The sequence below is a fragment of the Brucella ciceri genome (genome assembly GCF_041930145.1).
GTDB lineage: Bacteria > Pseudomonadota > Alphaproteobacteria > Rhizobiales > Rhizobiaceae > Brucella > Brucella intermedia.
On sequence record NZ_JBHEEV010000004.1, the window covers coordinates 280,740 to 298,097 of the forward strand.

Consider the following 17,358-nt stretch of genomic DNA (forward strand, 5'->3'; position numbering starts at 1 on the left):
TCATGCGGCTGAGACCTTTCAGAAATAAGAACATGCAGGCAGGTAACGGTGTTGAGCCGGTTGGCGATGAAAAGCTGGCCGGCAACATGGCGTTTGTCGGCTCGCGCAAGAAGCACGGCAACCGCGCGCGCAATCGCCTGTGGATGGCCATTGCCTGTTTTGTCGGCATCTATGGTGTGATGGGTGGAAAGCTCATCTATTTCGGCGTCATCGGCGGCGAAAACGAGGATAATGCAGGCCCGGCTGTTCAGCAGCTGGCATCGCGCCCGGATATCCTCGACCGGAACGGCGAAATTCTCGCCACCGATATCAAGACCGCGTCGCTCTATGCCGAACCGCGCAAGATCGTCGATCCTGACGAAACCATCGAAATGCTGTCCACCGTGCTGCCGGACCTCGATTGGGAAGCAACATACAAGCGCCTGAAAAGCGGCGCGGGCTTCGTCTGGGTCAAGCGCGGGCTGACGCCTCGCCAGCAGAGCCAGATCATGGCGCTCGGCGTGCCGGGCATCGGTTTCCGGACGGAAAAGCGGCGTTTCTATCCGGGTGGCCCAACCGCTTCGCACATCCTCGGTCTCGTCAATGTCGACAATCAGGGCATTGCGGGCATGGAGAAATACATCGACAGCCAGGGCCTGACCGACCTGCGCTCCGTTGGTCTTGCGACCGGGCAGTCGCTGGAACCGGTGCGTCTCTCCATAGACATTCGCGTGCAGCACATCATGCGCGATGTGCTGGTCAAGGCCATGGAACGCTATCGGGCGATTGCCGCCGGTGCGGTTGTGCTGAACGTCAAGACCGGCGAAGTCATCGCCATGGCATCGGTGCCGGATTTCGACCCGAACAATCCGGTCCATGCGCTGGACAAGGATCGCCTGAACCGCATGTCGGCAGGCACCTATGAAATGGGCTCGACCATCAAGAGCTTTACCACGGCGATGGCGCTCGATTCCGGCAAGTTCAACCTGAACTCGCGTCTTGATGCGTCGCGTCCGCTGGTGTTCGGTCGCCAGACCATCCGTGACTTTCACGGCAAGGGCCGTGTGCTGACGCTGCCGGAAGTCTTCATCTTCTCGTCCAACATCGGTTCAGGCCGCGAGGCCGATGCCGTCGGCATCGAAGGCCACCGTGCGTTCCTGAAAAAGATTGGTCTTCTCGACCGCTTGCAGACGGAACTGCCGGAAGTGGCGCGCCCCGTCGAGCCGCGTGTTTGGAAGAAGGTTCATTCGATGACCATTTCGTTCGGCCACGGCATGATGACGACGCCGTTGCAGACGGCAGTTGGCGCTGCGGCGCTGATGAATGGCGGCAAGCTGATGCCGCCGACATTCCTGACGCGCACGCAGGCCGAGGCCGATCAGGTGGCCAAGCAGATCATCCATCCACAGGTTTCTGCCGACATGCGTTATCTCTACCGCCTCAACGCGACTGCGCAGGGCGGTTCCGGCAAGCGCGCGACGGTTCCGGGCTATCGCGTCGGCGGCAAGACCGGCACGGCGGAAAAGGTGGTGCATGGGCGCTATTCGAAGGATGTGCGCTTCAACGCATTTCTGGCGTCATTTCCGATGGATGACCCGACCTACGTCGTGCTGACCATCATCGATGAACCGAAGCCGGAGGAAGGCAAATTCAGCGCAACCGCAGGTCTTAACGCGGCGCCGATGGTTTCGGAAATCATCCGCCGGTCTGCTTCGTTCCTCGGCGTGAAGCCTGATTTCCAGCTCGAAGCCCAGCCAGCAATGGTTAGCAATTTAAGCGGCAAGCCTGATTTTCAACAGGATGTGCCGCCAGCAATGGTTTCCAACGAATACGACTGATTCGCATAAAACAGCCTTTGCGGCGTTACGCGCACAACTGAATCTGGATTTGGTATGACCATGAAACTGAAGGAAATCGCTCTTTTCAAGGAACTAGCCTCCGGCAATGCCGGCGAGGTGGAGATCACCGGTGTCACGTCGGACTCCCGCAAGGTCGAACGCGGTTTTCTTTTCGCAGCCCTGAAGGGTGTGAAAGCCGATGGCGCGGCTTTTGTCGCCGATGCCGTCAAGCGCGGGGCCAGCGCCATCGTTGCGGGCAAGGATACGGTCATTGCCGATGCGGGTGTGCCGGTCCTTCATGTCGACGATCCGCGTCTTGCCCTGGCAGTTGCGGCGGCACAGTTCTATGGCAAGCAGCCGCAGGTCATGGTTGCGGTCACCGGCACCAGCGGCAAGACGTCCGTTGCATCCTTTACCCGTCAGATATGGGCGTATGCCGGTTTCCCGGCCGCCAATATCGGCACGACCGGCGTGTTCTCGCCGACCCGCAGCGACTATAACTCTCTGACCACGCCTGATCCGGTGGAGCTGCATCGCGTGCTGGCCGAACTTGCCGACGAAGGCGTCACCCATGCCGCCATGGAAGCTTCGTCTCATGGTCTCGACCAGCGCCGTCTCGATGGCGTCAAGCTTGCTGCGGGTGCCTTCACCAATCTCGGTCGCGACCATATGGATTATCACGCGACCATCGAGGAATATCTGGGCGCGAAGATGCGTCTCTTCAACACGCTTCTGCCGAAGGGTGCGCCAGCCATCATCTTCTCCGACGATCATTTTTCGGCGCAGGCCATCGAAGCGGCGACGCTTGCAGGATGCGATGTCAAGACGGTCGGACGCAAGGGCAATTTCATCGCTCTCAAGCGCGTGGAGCATGAGCGTTTCCGCCAGCATGTCGAAGTGCGCATCGGCGACGAGATCTTCGAGATCGAGCTGCCGCTCGCCGGAGATTTTCAGGTGGCCAATGCGCTGGTGGCGGCAGGACTTGCCATGGTCACGGGCGTTCCGGCTGCGGCTGCAATGCGTGCACTGGCGCTCCTGAAAGGGGCGCCGGGACGGTTGGATCTCGTCGGCGCGACGGAAGATGGCGCACCGGCCTATGTCGATTACGCCCATAAGCCGGAAGCGCTGGAAAATGTGCTGACTTCGGTGCGCCCATTCACGACGGGCCGTGTGATCGTGGTTTTCGGTTGCGGCGGCGATCGCGACAAGGGCAAGCGCCCGATCATGGGCGAAATCGCGTCGCGTCTGGCCGATGTGGCCATCGTCACGGACGACAATCCGCGTTCGGAGGTTCCGGCACAGATACGCTCGGAAATCATGGCGGCAGCGCCCGGTGCGACGGAAATCGGTGATCGCCGCGAGGCAATCTTCACCGCCGTGTCGATGATGCAGCCGGGCGATACGCTGGTGGTTGCAGGCAAGGGACACGAAGAAGGGCAGATCGTCGGCAACATCACCCTGCCTTTCTCGGATCATGCGGAAGTTGCGGCAGCGCTGGCTGCCCGTCTTGAGGAGCGCTCGGAATGAGTGAGTGGCTCTGGAAATCCGACGATATGGTCGAAGCCATGGAAGGAAGGCCATTCGGCAACCTTCCGGGCGGCATAACCGGCATCTCCATCGACAGCCGCTCGCTGAAGCCGGGTGAGGCGTTCTTCGCCATCAAGGGCGAGCAATTCGACGGCCATGATTTCGTTACCGCTGCCATGGCTGCCGGTGCCGGTCTGATCGTGGTGGCGGAACACCGTCTGCCCGCTTTCGGCAATTCCAAGGTGCCGATGATCGTGGTGGAGGACGTGCTTGAAGCCCTGACTAAGCTTGGCATTGCTTCGCGCGCCCGCTCGAAGGCTCAGATCATCGCGGTGACGGGTTCTGTCGGCAAGACTACGACCAAGGAAGCACTGCGCCATGTACTTTCGGAAGTCGGCAAGGTTCATGCTTCGGTGGCGTCGTTCAACAATCACTGGGGCGTGCCGCTGACGCTTGCGCGCATGCCTGCCGATACGGATTACGGCGTCTTTGAAATCGGCATGAACCATCATGACGAAATCCGCCCGCTGGTGAAGATGGTGCGCCCGCATGTGGCGCTGATTACGCTGATCGCCCCCGCGCATCTTGGTCATTTTGCCAATCTGGAGGAAATCGCCGTCGCCAAGGCGGAGATTTTTGAAGGCATTGTCCCGGGCGGTTATGCACTCCTCAACCGTGACGACAAGCGCTTCAAGCAGCTGGAAGAACTGGCTGAAAAGGCAGGCGTCGAGCACATCGTCACCTTCGGCGAGAATGCACGCTCCGATTACCGCCTGCGCGAAGTGAAGCTGCATCCCACCTGTTCCTGCATGACGGTGAAGGCTGGTACGCATGAAGCTGCGGTCAAGGTCGGCATGCCGGGCCGCCATATCGTCCAAAATATGCTCGCCGTCCTCGGCGCAGCCGATCTGGTCGGTGCGGATATCGCCAAGGTGATGATGGCAATGGCGACGCTCACCGCGGAAGGCGGTCGCGGCGCGCGCCATGTGCTGCAGCACCCCGAAGGCACGTTCACGCTGATCGACGAAAGCTATAATGCCAATCCGACCTCGATGCGCGCAGCCCTGTCGCTCTTGCATTCAACGGCGCCGGAAGGTTCGCGCGGCCGTCGCATTGCGGTACTGGGGGATATGCTGGAGCTTGGCCGTCAGTCGGGAAAACTCCACGCGGATCTTGCGCGTCCGATCGTGGATGCCGAGGTGAATGCGCTTTTTATCGGTGGACCGGACATGTCGGCGCTTAAAAATGCCTTGCCGGTTGAAATTCATACCGAGTACAGGCAGAGCACCGACGAATTGTTGCCGCTGGTGGTCAAGACTGTCCGTCCGGGCGATGTCATCATGGTGAAATCGTCGAAGGGAATCGGTTTTTCCAAAATCGTCAAGGCGCTGATCAGCCTGTTTCCGCCGGTAGAACCGGCGGAATAAGCGGTATTTGAGGGATTTTTCTCTAAATGTTGATGCTTCTCACCTTCTTCGCCGAACATATGACACCGCTCAATGTGTTCCGCTACATTACTTTCCGCACCGGCGGCGCGATGATCACTTCGGCGCTGATCGTGTTCCTGTTCGGCCCGTCGATCATCAACTCGCTCCGGGTGCGTCAGGGGAAAGGCCAGCCGATCCGCGCCGACGGCCCGCAGACACATTTCAAGAAAGCCGGTACGCCGACCATGGGCGGTCTGATGATCATGACCGGCATTCTTGTGTCGTGCATGCTCTGGGCCAATCTCTCCAGCGTCTATGTCTGGGTCGTGCTGCTGGTTACCGTGGGTTTCGGCGCAATCGGCTTTTATGACGATTATCTCAAGGTGACGAAGCAGTCCGACAAGGGCTTTTCCGGCAAGGCGCGTCTTGGCATCGAATTCCTGATCGCCGCCGCCGCCGCTTTCATCATCATGCGGGCAGGGCAGGAGCCGTTCTCGTCTTCGCTGACATTCCCGTTCGCCAAGCAGTTCGTCATCAATCTGAGCTGGTTCTTCATTCCGTTTGCTGCTTTCGTCATGGTTGGCGCAGGCAATGCCGTGAACCTGACCGACGGGCTCGACGGGCTTGCAATCGTGCCGGTCATGGTCGCCGCTGCCTCCTTCGGCTTCATCGCCTACCTGTCCGGCAACGCGATCTTTGCCGATTACCTGCAGATTCATTTCGTGCCCGGCACGGGTGAGCTTGCGGTGGTTCTGGGCGCTGTCATCGGCGCGGGCCTCGGTTTCCTCTGGTTCAATGCGCCGCCTGCCGCAATTTTCATGGGCGATACGGGTTCGCTTGCGCTGGGTGGCATGCTGGGCACGGTCGCAGTTGCGACAAAGCACGAAATCGTTCTCGCCATCATCGGCGGCCTGTTTGTCGTGGAAGCGCTTTCCGTCATCATTCAGGTTGGGTCCTTCAAGCTGACCGGCAAGCGCGTGTTCCTGATGGCGCCGATCCACCATCATTTCGAAAAGAAGGGCTGGACCGAGAGCCAGGTCGTGATCCGCTTCTGGATCGTCGCGATCATTCTCGCGATGATCGGCCTTTCCACCCTCAAGCTCCGGTAAAGTGCCATGATCCCGATCACCGCCCTCAAGGACAAGACGGTCGCCCTTTTCGGACTGGGCGGGTCGGGCATCGCGACTGCCAAGGCCATTCTTGGCGGAGGCGCAAAGGTCATTGCCTGGGACGACAATCCCGACAGCGTTGCCCGTGCACAGAGCGCGGGCATTGCCACGGGCGACCTGCGGCAGGCCGACTGGTCGCAGTTTGCGGCTTTCGTGCTTTCGCCGGGCGTCCCGCTGACCCATCCGAAGCCGCACTGGACCGTCGATCTGGCTCGTGCCGCCGGGGTTGAGATCATCGGCGACGTGGAGCTGTTCGTTCGCGAGCGCAACCACATTGCTCCCGATTGCCCGTTCATTGCCATTACAGGCACCAATGGCAAGTCAACGACGACCGCGCTGATCGCTCACATCATCAAGGCTTCCGGTCGCGACATGCAGCTCGGCGGCAATATCGGCACCGCAATCCTGACGCTGGAGCCGCCGCAGACGAACCGCTTTTACGTGGTTGAATGTTCATCCTACCAGATCGATCTGGCGCCTTCGCTGAACCCGACCGCAGGCATCCTGCTCAATCTGACGCCGGACCATCTCGACCGTCATGGATCGATGGAAAACTATGCGGCGATCAAGGAACGGTTGGTCGCGGCGAGCGACACGGCGATTGTCGGGGTCGACGATCAATATTGCGAAGCCATTGCCGACCGGCTTTATCGTGACGGCGTGCATGTCGTGCGGATTTCCAAGGAAAAACAACTCGGCAAAGGCTATTTTGCTGACGGTGCGAAACTGCTTTGGGCGCAGGATGGGGAAGTCGATGAAATCGCTTCTCTTGATGGTATCGGTTCGCTGCGCGGCGCGCATAATGCGCAGAATGCGCTTGCGGCGATTGCTGCCTGCCTGTCCGTGGGCCTGAGCCTTGAAGAAATCCACGCCGGTCTGAAAAGCTTTCCTGGCCTCGCTCACCGTATGGAACAGGTCGGACATCGCGGGAAAGTCCTGTTCGTCAACGATTCCAAGGCGACCAATGCGGAAGCGACGGCTCCGGCATTGTCTTCGTTCCCGCAGAACATCTACTGGATTGCAGGCGGCGTGCCGAAAGCCGGCGGGATCGCTTCGCTGGCCGGGTTCTTCCCACGGATTGCCAAGGCATATCTGATCGGCGAAGCCGCCGCGCAGTTTGCGGCAACGCTTGGCGATGCGGCGCCGTTCGAAATTTCCGACACGCTTGCGATCGCCGTTGAACACGCTGCCCGGGATGCCGGCAACGATGCGGCTCCCGAGCCGGTCGTGCTGCTGTCGCCTGCCTGCGCGAGCTTCGACCAGTTCCAGAACTTTGAAAAACGCGGCGATGCATTCCGCAGCGCTGTTCTCGCACTTCCGGGTGTCGAGCGGATAGGAGGGGAAAGCTGATGGTAAGCCGTGTCGATCGCGGTCCTGTCGCCAACTGGTGGTGGACAATAGACCGCTTCTTCCTCGCTGCATGTCTGGCCCTGATGGGGCTTGGCATTTTGCTGTCATTCGCCGCAAGTCCTGCTGTCGCGTCGCGCATCGGGCTGGACAGTTTTCATTTTGTCGAGCGACAGATATTCTTCATGCTTCCGGCGGTCGTCGTCATGATCGGCGTGTCGTTCTTCTCGCCGCGCCAGATCAGGCGCTTCGCTCTGATCCTGCTCGGCATTTCGCTCGTCCTGATGGTCGCGGCACTGTTCTTCGGCATCGAAGTGAAGGGTGCACGGCGCTGGGTCAACCTGGCAGGTATTTCCATCCAGCCATCGGAATTCATGAAGCCCGCCTTCGTGGTGGTTTGCGCCTGGTTGTTCTCGGAACGTGAGCGCGGCGGCGAAATGCCCGGCAATTTTCTCGCCATGCTGCTGTTCGGCACCGTTGCGGCCCTGCTCGTGCTTCAGCCCGATCTTGGTCAGACGATGTTGACCACCGGCACATGGGGCGCGATGTTCTTCCTTGCGGGCCTGCCGATGTTCTGGATTCTGGTTCTTGGCGGTCTTGCGGTTTGTGGCGGCATTTCGGCCTATTTCATGTTCGATCACGTCGCCGGACGTATCAATCGCTTCATGACGGGCGAGGGCGACACGTTCCAGGTCGATGCCGGTCGCGAGGCAATCCTGCGCGGTGGCTGGTTTGGACAGGGGCCGGGCGAAGGCACCGTGAAGCGCATCATTCCGGATAGCCACACCGACTTCATCTTTTCGGTCGCGGCGGAAGAATACGGCATCATCCTGTGCATGGTCATCATGCTGCTGTTCGCGTTCATCGTCGTACGCGGCCTTTCCATAGCGCTGCGCGAACGCGATGCGTTTACGCGTCTGGCCGTCTCGGGGATTGTCATCCTGTTCGGCTTCCAGTCGATCATCAACATGGCGGTGAATCTGCATCTCATGCCTGCAAAGGGCATGACCCTGCCGTTCATTTCCTATGGCGGGTCCTCGCTCATCGCCATCGCCATCACGATGGGCATTCTTCTGGCACTGACACGCCGCCGTCCGGAAGCCCGCATGACCCATACGGTCAGCATGGGCGCCGATGTGAACAGGCGCATTCCGGCTTTGTGAGGGGAATATGGGGAAAGGCGTAATCGTACTGGCCGCCGGGGGAACGGGCGGCCATCTGTTTCCGGCGGAAGCGCTGGCACATGAACTGAAGGCGCGCGGTTGGGACGTCCATCTGGCGACCGATGCGCGCGCGCAGCGTTTCGCCGGCGCATTCGCGGAAGACCATGTTCATGTCATTCGCTCGGCGACGATCGCAGGACGCAACCCGTTTGCGCTCCTGAAGACGTTCTGGTCGCTGTGGCAGGGCAATCTCGATTGCCGCAAATTGTTTCGTCGGCTGAAGCCAAAACTGGTTGCGGGCTTCGGCGGCTATCCGACGCTGCCGCCGCTTTATGCCGCCAGCAACATGAACATTCCGACCATGGTCCACGAGCAGAACGCTGTCATGGGGCGCGCCAATAAGGGCCTTGCAGGCCGGGTGAAAGCCATTGCCGGTGGCTTTTTGCCCGAAACAGGTGGCATCCATGCCGAGAAGACGGTCACGACCGGCAATCCGGTGCGTCCGCCTGTGCTGGTTGCAGCCGGAACGCCCTACAAGCCGGTCAAGGCGGATGAACGTTTTCGCCTACTGGTTTTTGGCGGCAGCCAGGGCGCGCAGTTCTTTTCGACCGCCATTCCTGCAGCCGTGGCCTTGCTGCCGGAGAAAGATCGCGCGCGGTTGCTGATCACCCAGCAGTCCCGCAAGGAAGACGAAGCTGCGGTGCGGGATGCTTACAAGAAGCTTGGCATTCCGGCGGACGTGGCGCCGTTCTTCAACGACATGCCGGCACGCATGGCCGATGCCCAATTCGTGATTTCACGTTCCGGGGCTTCCACCGTTTCCGAGATCACGGTCATCGGTCGCCCGGCCATGCTGGTGCCGTTTCCGCATGCGCTGGACCACGATCAGGCAGCGAATGCGGCAGCGCTCGCGGCAGTGGGCGGGGGCGAGGTCGTTCGCCAGTCGGAATTGTCGCCGGAACGCCTGGCGGGGATACTCCAGGCTGCGATGAATGAGCCACAGCGCCTCGAAGCACAAGCAAAAGCTGCGAAAAGCGTTGGCAAGCCGGATGCTGCGCGGTTGCTTGCCGATCTGGCAGAGGCTATTGCAGCGGGTAAATCTGTTCAGGAATTCAAAGAAGGAACTCGGCCATGAAAATGCCGCTGAATATCGGGCTCGTCCATTTCATCGGAATTGGCGGCATCGGCATGAGTGGTATTGCCGAAGTGCTGCATAATCTGGGCTACAAGGTACAGGGCTCGGACCAGTCCGACAGCGCCAATGTGCAGCGCCTGCGCGAAAAAGGCATTGAGGTCTTTGTCGGTCACAAGGCCGAAAACATTGGCGATGCTGAAGTCGTCGTCGTTTCGACCGCGATCAAGAAGAACAATCCCGAATTGATCGCCGCACGCGAAAAGCTGCTGCCCATCGTGCGCCGCGCGGAAATGCTGGCCGAACTGATGCGCTTCCGGCATGCGGTTGCGATTGGCGGAACTCACGGCAAGACGACCACGACCTCGATGGTTGCGGCATTGCTTGATGCCGGGCACCTCGATCCGACCGTCATCAATGGCGGCATCATCAACGCCTATGGCACCAATGCCCGCATGGGCGATGGTGACTGGATGGTCGTGGAAGCGGACGAAAGCGACGGCACGTTCCTGAAGCTGCCAGCCGACATCGCGGTTGTCACCAATATCGATCCGGAGCATCTCGACCACTACGGCAATTTCGATGCCGTGCGCGCTGCTTTCCGCCAGTTTGTGGAAAATGTGCCATTCTATGGTTTCGGCGTGATGTGTCTCGATCATCCGGAAGTGCAGGCTTTGGTGAGCCGCATCGAGGATCGCCGCATCATCACCTACGGTCAAAACCCGCAGGCGGAAGTGCGTTTCGTCAATCACCGCATGGACGGTGCTGCGAGCCTGTTCGACGTCGTGATCCGCTCGCGCAAGGGCGAGGCGACCGAGATCAAGGATCTGCGCCTGCCTATGCCGGGCCAGCACAACGTATCCAACGCCACGGCGGCAATTGCGGTTGCGCATGAACTCGGTATCTCCGCCGACGATATTCGTCGCGGTCTCGGCTCTTTCGGCGGTGTGAAGCGCCGCTTCACCCATACCGGCACATGGAACGGCGTCGAGATATTCGATGATTACGGCCATCACCCGGTTGAAATCCGCGCCGTGCTGAAAGCTGCGCGTGAAGCCGCCAAAGGCCGTGTGATCGCCATCGTCCAGCCACACCGTTTCACGCGTCTGGCAAGCCTGTTCGATGAATTTGCGGCATGTTTCAACGATGCCGATACGGTCATCGTGGCGCCGGTCTATACGGCAGGCGAAGACCCGATCGAAGGCGTCAATTCCGAGACACTGGTATCGCGCATCAAGACCGCAGGTCATCGCGATGCGCGTTATGCGAACGGCCCGGAAGCGCTGGCGCCATTGGTCGCGTCGATTGCGGAGCCGGGCGACTTCGTGGTCTGCCTCGGTGCAGGCAACATAACGCAGTGGGCCTACGCATTGCCGAAAGAACTGGCTGAACAGGGCAAGAAGTAAGATGGAAAGCGGCGAGACGCTTCTGAAAAAGCTCGACGGCAAGTTGTCGGGCCTGCGCGGCAGGCTGACAGCGGATGCCGGCATGGACAAGATTACCTGGTTTCGCGCTGGCGGACCGGCGCAAGTCCTTTTCCAGCCCGCTGACGAGGAAGACCTTTCCGCATTTCTGAAGGCGGTGCCCGAAGAGATTCCGATCCTCGTTGTGGGCATCGGCTCCAACCTTTTGGTGCGCGATGGCGGCGTTCCCGGCTTTGTCGTGCGGCTCTCGGCCAAGGGTTTCGGCGAAGTCGAGCAGGTTTCCGACACGCAATTGCGGGCAGGGGCGGCAACGCCTGACAAGCGTGTGGCTGCGGCGGCGCTGGATGCAGGGCTTGCCGGATTTCATTTCTACCATGGCATCCCCGGCGGCATAGGTGGCGCGCTGCGCATGAATGCGGGTGCGAACGGCGTGGAAACGCGCGAGCGCGTCGTGGAAGTGCGCGCGCTTGACCGCAAGGGCGAGGTGCAGGTGCTTTCTAATGCGGATATGGGCTACGCCTATCGGCATTCCTCGGCTTCGCCGGGCCTGATTTTTACCTCCGTCCTGTTTGAGGGGATTGCGGGCGAGCGCGACGCAATCAGGCAGGCCATGGACGAGGTACAGCATCACCGCGAGACGGTGCAGCCGGTGCGCGAAAAGACAGGCGGTTCGACCTTCAAGAATCCGGAAGGCACGTCGGCCTGGAAGGAAATCGACAAGGCAGGCTGTCGCGGTTTGCGGGTCGGTGGCGCGCAAATGTCAGAGATGCACTGCAATTTCATGATCAATACAGGCACCGCAACGGGGCATGATCTGGAGACTTTGGGCGAAACGGTTCGCGCCCGGGTTTTTGAAAATTCGGGTATTCGCCTTCATTGGGAAATCAAACGTCTCGGTTTGTTCCGCGATGGCGAGCCGGTTGAAGAGTTTCTTGGAAAATTTTGATAAAAAAGTTGCCCGGATTTTCTACCTGATATTCCGGGCTTTTTTGCCTTCGCAAGCGACACGTAAGGTTCGTCCCTTCCTATAGGGTCTTGTCACGGAATCAATCCTCTGATTCTTTAGGGTTAACCACACAGTGATTTGATTCGGCAGGATTTTCCTGCCGCGGGTGCCTGCGGCCTGTGCTGCTGGGTTGCTCGGATTCTGTTTAATTGATGCGCAGGGGATTGCGCAGAGGGGATGCTAACATGACGGGAAAGCACGTTGCCGTTTTGATGGGCGGTTTCTCTTCGGAGCGTCCGGTGAGCTTGTCCTCCGGAGCGTCTTGTGCTGCGACCCTCGAAGAGTGCGGCTATCGCGTGACGCGTATTGACGTGGATCGCAATGTTGCCACCGTTCTTGCCGAGCTGAAGCCTGATGTTGTTTTCAACGCGCTGCACGGCCCGTTCGGTGAAGATGGTGCTATCCAGGGCGTTCTCGAATATCTCCAGATTCCCTACACGCATTCGGGTGTTCTCGCTTCGGCGCTGGCCATGGACAAGGATCGCGCCAAGAAGGTTGCCGCCGCCGCCGGCGTTGCCGTTGCTCCCTCGCTTCTGCTCAATCGTTTCCAGATTGGCGCTGAGCATCCGATGAAGCCGCCTTACGTGGTCAAGCCGGTGCGTGAGGGTTCGAGCTTTGGCGTCGTGATCGTCAAGGAGGATCAGGCCCATCCGCCGCAAATCATCAGCTCTGCTGAGTGGAATTACGGCGCTGAGGTTCTGGTCGAGAAGTACATTCCCGGTCGCGAGCTTACCTGTTCCGTTATGGGCGATCGCGCCATGGATGTGTGCGAGATCATTCCCGTCGGGCATCAATTCTACGATTATGATTCAAAATATGTTGCAGGCGCATCAACTCACGTGTGCCCGGCGAAAATTTTACCAAATATTTACCAAAAAATACAAACAATGGCCCTTACGGCGCATCGGGCAATCGGGTGTCGGGGCGTAAGCCGATCAGACTTCCGTTTCGATGATCGTTTCTCCGAAGATGGCGAAGTTATCTGGCTGGAAATCAATACCCAGCCGGGGATGACTTCCACCTCGCTCGTGCCTGATATCGCCAGAGCGGCTGGTATCTCTTTCGGTGAATTGTTGAGTTGGATGGTGGAGGACGCGTCTTGTTTGCGTTGAACGGAAAATCGGACGGATACGGGCGCTCGGGCTCGATGCGGGATGCATCGGGTGCGATGGGTGCCGCTTTTGTCCTGCCGCGCTTCCTGCGCAAGCCGTTCCGCTTTGCCGTCCGCCTGTTTCAGGGCAATGTCAATATTCCGCGCCATGCCGGCACCGTCGGCATGCTGGGCTTCCTCGGTGCGACCGGTCTCTATGGCATGGCCGTCGGCGGTCATACGCCCGAGGTCGTAAAGGCAACTGCATCCACGCTTGGTTTTGCAATCGAGGATGTGAAGGTTGTCGGCAACAACGAGACCTCCGACATCGATATTCTTGGTCAGCTCGATCTCGACGGCGAGACGTCCCTTGTCGGCCTGAGCGCCGAAGAGGCACGCCAGTCCATCGACAAGCTGCCCTGGGTTGAAAGCGCGGAAGTCCGCAAGGTTTATCCCGGCACCGTTCTCGTGTCGCTGCGCGAGCGCAAGGCGTTCGCCATCTGGCAGAACGACAAGGATCTGTCCTTGATCGACGCTGCGGGCGACACCATCGTTCCGTTCCGTCCGGGCCGTTACAATTCGCTGCCTCTCGTGGTGGGCGAAGGCGCGGAAAAGAAGGTCAAGGGCTTCGTCGATGAGATTGCCGCCTATCCGGCGCTGGCCGGAAAGGTTCGCGCTTACGTTCGGGTCGGCGACCGTCGCTGGGACCTGCTTCTGGATAATGGCGTGCGCATCATGCTTCCGGAAACCGATCCGTTGAAGGCGCTGGCGCATGTCGAGAAGCTCGATCAGGAGCAGCACCTTCTGTCGCGCGATATCGCTGCGGTCGATCTTCGTCTCGAAGATCGCGTGACGGTGCAGCTGACGGCAAGCGGCATGGAGCAGCGCCAGAAATTTCTGGCAGAGCGTAAAAAAGAACTATCCCGCACGGGGAAACGCGTATGAGTATTCTGGGCGGCAAGGGGACATCACAGGGCGGGACTGCAGGGCGCAAGGTGCGCCTGTTGACGGTTCTGGATGTCGGGTCGAGCAAGGTTTCCTGCGTCATCGCAAGGCTGCGCCCGCATGAGGGCGGCGCACTGCTGCCAGGTCGTACGCACCGCATGGAAGTGCTGGGCATCGGCCATCAGCGTTCGCGCGGCGTCAAGTCGGGCGTCATCATCGATCTGGATGCGGCTGAACAGTCGATCCGTCTTGCGGTCGACGCCGCAGAGCGCATGGCCGGCCTGACCGTCGATAGCCTTATCGTCAATATTTCCGCTGGTCGCCTCAAGAGCGAAACCTTCACGGCAAGCGTCAATCTGGGCGGCCATGAAGTGGAGCAGACGGATATTCGCCGCGTTCTGGCGGCTGGCGCAAAGCAGGCGCTAGCTGCCGAACGCCATCTCGTCCATTCGCTGCCCGTCGGCTATACGCTCGACGGTGAGCGCGGCATTCGCGATCCGCTTGGAATGCTCGGCGACAGCCTCGGTGTCGACATGCACGTGCTGACAGCCGATGCCGCACCGCTGCGCAATCTGGAGCTTTGCATCAATCGTTGCCATCTGTCGGTGGAAGCCATCGTCGCAACGCCTTATGCCAGCGGTCTTGCGGCTCTGGTCGGCGACGAGGCTGAAATGGGCGCGGCCTGCATCGATATGGGCGGCGGCACGACGACGATTTCCGTCTTCTCCGAAGGCAAGTTCATTCACGCCGATGCCGTGGCCATCGGCGGCACGCACGTCACGATGGATGTTGCGCGCGGCTTCTCCACCCGTATGGAAGACGCCGAGCGTCTCAAGGTCATGTACGGCTCGGCGCTGCCAAGCGCTGCCGATGACCGCGACCTCATCTCGGTTCCGCCGATCGGTGACGATGAGCGTGATGTACCCAATCAATATCCGCGCTCGGTACTGACGCGGATTATCCGTGCGAGAGTGGAAGAGACGCTGGAACTGGTGCGCGACAGGCTCAACCAGTCCGGCCTCGGACATATCGTCGGCAAGCGCGTGGTTCTGACGGGGGGCGCAAGCCAGCTGCCGGGAATGCCGGAGGCTGCCAGACGAATCCTTGCAAGAAATGTACGAATCGGGCGTCCTCTAGGAATAGCGGGATTGCCTGAGGCGGCTAAGGGGGCGGCTTTCGCCGCGACCGTTGGACTTCTGATTTACCCGCAGGTGGCCGGGATAGAAGAACGGTCGGTGAAAGCGGCTTCCTCCGGTCTCATGACCGGTACGGGTGGGCGCATTCAACGTGTCAGCCAATGGCTGAAAGAGAGTTTCTGAGTATCCAGTATTGTGTAAACTGTTGAAATAGCGTGTTGAATTAGCGTGTCGACTTATTGGGGCGTGACCATCTGGGTAACAACCAATCCACACCGCGGCGGCGAAGCGGTGGTAAGGCTTAAGAGGAACAAGGACCTATGACTATCAATCTGCAAAAGCCGGATATCACCGAGCTGAAGCCCCGCATCACCGTATTCGGTGTCGGCGGCGGCGGCGGCAATGCGGTCAACAATATGATCAATGCCGGCTTGCGCGGCGTGGATTTTGTCGTGGCCAACACCGACGCTCAGGCTTTGACGATGTCGAAGTCCGAACGCATGATCCAGCTCGGCGCTGCCGTTACAGAGGGTCTTGGTGCTGGTTCCCAGCCAGAGGTTGGCCGCGCGGCTGCTGAAGAATGCATCGACGAAATCGTCGATCATCTGAACGGCACCCACATGTGCTTCGTGACGGCAGGCATGGGCGGCGGCACCGGCACCGGTGCTGCTCCGGTCGTGGCGCGTGCTGCTCGTGAACGCGGTATCCTCACCGTCGGCGTCGTGACCAAGCCTTTCCATTTCGAAGGCGCACGCCGCATGAAGACCGCCGATCTCGGCATCGAAGAACTGCAGAAGAATGTCGATACGCTCATCGTCATTCCGAACCAGAATCTTTTCCGCATCGCCAATGACAAGACCACCTTCGCCGATGCTTTCGCAATGGCTGACCAGGTGCTCTATTCGGGCGTTGCCTGCATCACCGACCTGATGGTCAAGGAAGGTCTGATCAATCTCGACTTCGCCGACGTTCGCTCGGTGATGCGCGAAATGGGCAAGGCAATGATGGGTACGGGCGAAGCGTCCGGCGAAGGCCGCGCGATGGCTGCTGCCGAAGCTGCAATCGCCAACCCGCTACTCGACGAAACCTCGATGCGCGGTGCGAAGGGCCTCCTGATCTCGATCACCGGCGGTCGCGACATGACCCTGTTCGAAGTCGATGAAGCCGCGACGCGTATTCGCGAAGAAGTCGATCCGGATGCGAATATCATTCTTGGTGCGACCTTCGACGAAGGCCTCGAAGGCGTCATCCGCGTGTCTGTCGTCGCTACCGGTATTGATAAGCAGTTAGGAGACGCGGCGCCTGCGCCGCTGGAATTTCGCCAACCGGTAAAGCAGACCGCACAGGCAAAGCCGATGGCTCCGCATGGCGCACTGCGTCCTCCGGTCGTTGAGCAGCCGCGTCAGGTTGATCCGATTGCCCAGGCGATCCAGTCTGCTGAAGCTGAAATTCCCGCCGCACCGGCTGCACCTGCCGCTTCGGCAGAGCCGGAATTCCGCCCGCAGAGCCGCATCTTCCAGGCTCCGGCACCGGAATCCTTCGAGCGCGCTCCGGTTGCCCGTGCGCCGATGCCGCAGGCTCCGGCTGCCCATCAGGCACAGGCCGTGCAGCAGCCGGCCTACCAGCAGCCGCAGATGCATGAACAGCCGGTTCGTGAACCGCGTCCTGCTCCGCGCATGCCAGCCGTTTCGGATTTCCCGCCGGTTGCACAGGCTGAAATCAATGCCCGTCGTGCTCCACAGCAGCCTGTACAGGAAGAGCCACGCGGTCCGATGAGCCTCCTGAAGCGTCTGACCCACGGTCTGTCGCGTCGTGAGGACGATCAGCCTGCGGCCCGTCTGGAACCGGCTCAGCACCGCGAACCCGGCATGCGCCCGGCTGAACGTCGCGCTCCGCAGCAGGATTCGTCGATCTATGCACCGCGTCGCGGCCAGCTTGACGATCAGGGCCGCCCGCAGCCGCGCGCAGCTTCGGAAGAAGACCAGCTCGAAATCCCGGCCTTCCTGCGCCGCCAGTCGAACTGAGCCATTTCTGGCAATGAATATGAAAGCCGCGGGTAACTCCGCGGCTTTTTCGTTTCTGTAAACAGAAACAGCACATTCGTAAGAAAGCGTGATTTTGTTCAGGCCGCGCGAATTATTATCTTGATCGAAACGGGTATGGTTCGGGCGGCGG

General features: G+C 60.0%; 13 protein-coding genes. All 13 read left to right on the plus strand.

The window, feature by feature from the left end:
- Nucleotides 1-2: 2 nt before the first annotated feature.
- Entirely contained in the window at nucleotides 3-1,817 is a 1,815-nt protein-coding gene (locus JNC63_RS10125; RefSeq protein ID WP_063620861.1) for a peptidoglycan D,D-transpeptidase FtsI family protein, read from the plus strand.
- Between the two features lie 54 nt (nucleotides 1,818-1,871).
- The gene (locus JNC63_RS10130) at nucleotides 1,872-3,344 is read left to right on the plus strand and encodes a UDP-N-acetylmuramoyl-L-alanyl-D-glutamate--2,6-diaminopimelate ligase (RefSeq protein WP_006467226.1); all 1,473 of its coding nucleotides are present in this window, start codon (nucleotides 1,872-1,874) and stop codon (nucleotides 3,342-3,344) included.
- Complete coding sequence (locus JNC63_RS10135) at nucleotides 3,341-4,771, plus strand: UDP-N-acetylmuramoylalanyl-D-glutamyl-2,6-diaminopimelate--D-alanyl-D-alanine ligase (protein WP_063620863.1); 1,431 nt, start codon at nucleotides 3,341-3,343, stop codon at nucleotides 4,769-4,771. The genes JNC63_RS10130 and JNC63_RS10135 overlap by 4 nt, the downstream gene beginning before the upstream one ends.
- Nucleotides 4,772-4,797: 26 nt before the next feature.
- Nucleotides 4,798-5,880, plus strand: a complete 1,083-nt coding sequence (gene mraY, locus JNC63_RS10140) for a phospho-N-acetylmuramoyl-pentapeptide-transferase (protein ID WP_006467224.1) — start codon at nucleotides 4,798-4,800, stop codon at nucleotides 5,878-5,880.
- 6 nt (nucleotides 5,881-5,886) lie between these two features.
- Nucleotides 5,887-7,290 carry a UDP-N-acetylmuramoyl-L-alanine--D-glutamate ligase gene (gene murD, locus JNC63_RS10145; protein ID WP_063620865.1) on the plus strand — a complete coding sequence of 468 codons (1,404 nt, stop codon included), beginning with the start codon at nucleotides 5,887-5,889 and terminating at the stop codon, nucleotides 7,288-7,290.
- Nucleotides 7,290-8,450: a putative lipid II flippase FtsW gene (gene ftsW, locus JNC63_RS10150; RefSeq protein WP_006467222.1), complete on the plus strand. Its 1,161-nt coding sequence runs from the start codon at nucleotides 7,290-7,292 to the stop codon at nucleotides 8,448-8,450. The genes murD and ftsW overlap by 1 nt, the downstream gene beginning before the upstream one ends.
- A 7-nt stretch (nucleotides 8,451-8,457) precedes the next feature.
- Nucleotides 8,458-9,585, plus strand: coding sequence for an undecaprenyldiphospho-muramoylpentapeptide beta-N-acetylglucosaminyltransferase (murG, locus tag JNC63_RS10155; RefSeq protein WP_063620867.1), 1,128 nt, complete (start codon nucleotides 8,458-8,460; stop codon nucleotides 9,583-9,585).
- The gene (gene murC / locus JNC63_RS10160) at nucleotides 9,582-10,988 is read left to right on the plus strand and encodes a UDP-N-acetylmuramate--L-alanine ligase (protein WP_006467220.1); all 1,407 of its coding nucleotides are present in this window, start codon (nucleotides 9,582-9,584) and stop codon (nucleotides 10,986-10,988) included. Before murG ends, murC begins: the two co-directional genes overlap by 4 nt.
- 1 nt (nucleotide 10,989) lies before the next feature.
- Nucleotides 10,990-11,952, plus strand: a complete 963-nt coding sequence (murB, locus tag JNC63_RS10165) for a UDP-N-acetylmuramate dehydrogenase (RefSeq protein ID WP_063620869.1) — start codon at nucleotides 10,990-10,992, stop codon at nucleotides 11,950-11,952.
- A gap of 245 nt (nucleotides 11,953-12,197) precedes the next feature.
- Entirely contained in the window at nucleotides 12,198-13,124 is a 927-nt protein-coding gene (locus JNC63_RS10170; RefSeq protein WP_063620871.1) for a D-alanine--D-alanine ligase, read from the plus strand.
- Nucleotides 13,112-14,047, plus strand: a complete 936-nt coding sequence (locus JNC63_RS10175; RefSeq protein WP_025090505.1) for a cell division protein FtsQ/DivIB — start codon at nucleotides 13,112-13,114, stop codon at nucleotides 14,045-14,047. The genes JNC63_RS10170 and JNC63_RS10175 overlap by 13 nt, the downstream gene beginning before the upstream one ends.
- The gene (gene ftsA, locus JNC63_RS10180; protein WP_006467216.1) at nucleotides 14,044-15,366 is read left to right on the plus strand and encodes a cell division protein FtsA; all 1,323 of its coding nucleotides are present in this window, start codon (nucleotides 14,044-14,046) and stop codon (nucleotides 15,364-15,366) included. Before JNC63_RS10175 ends, ftsA begins: the two co-directional genes overlap by 4 nt.
- A 137-nt stretch (nucleotides 15,367-15,503) precedes the next feature.
- Nucleotides 15,504-17,207, plus strand: coding sequence for a cell division protein FtsZ (gene ftsZ / locus JNC63_RS10185; protein ID WP_006467215.1), 1,704 nt, complete (start codon nucleotides 15,504-15,506; stop codon nucleotides 17,205-17,207).
- Nucleotides 17,208-17,358: the final 151 nt, after the last annotated feature.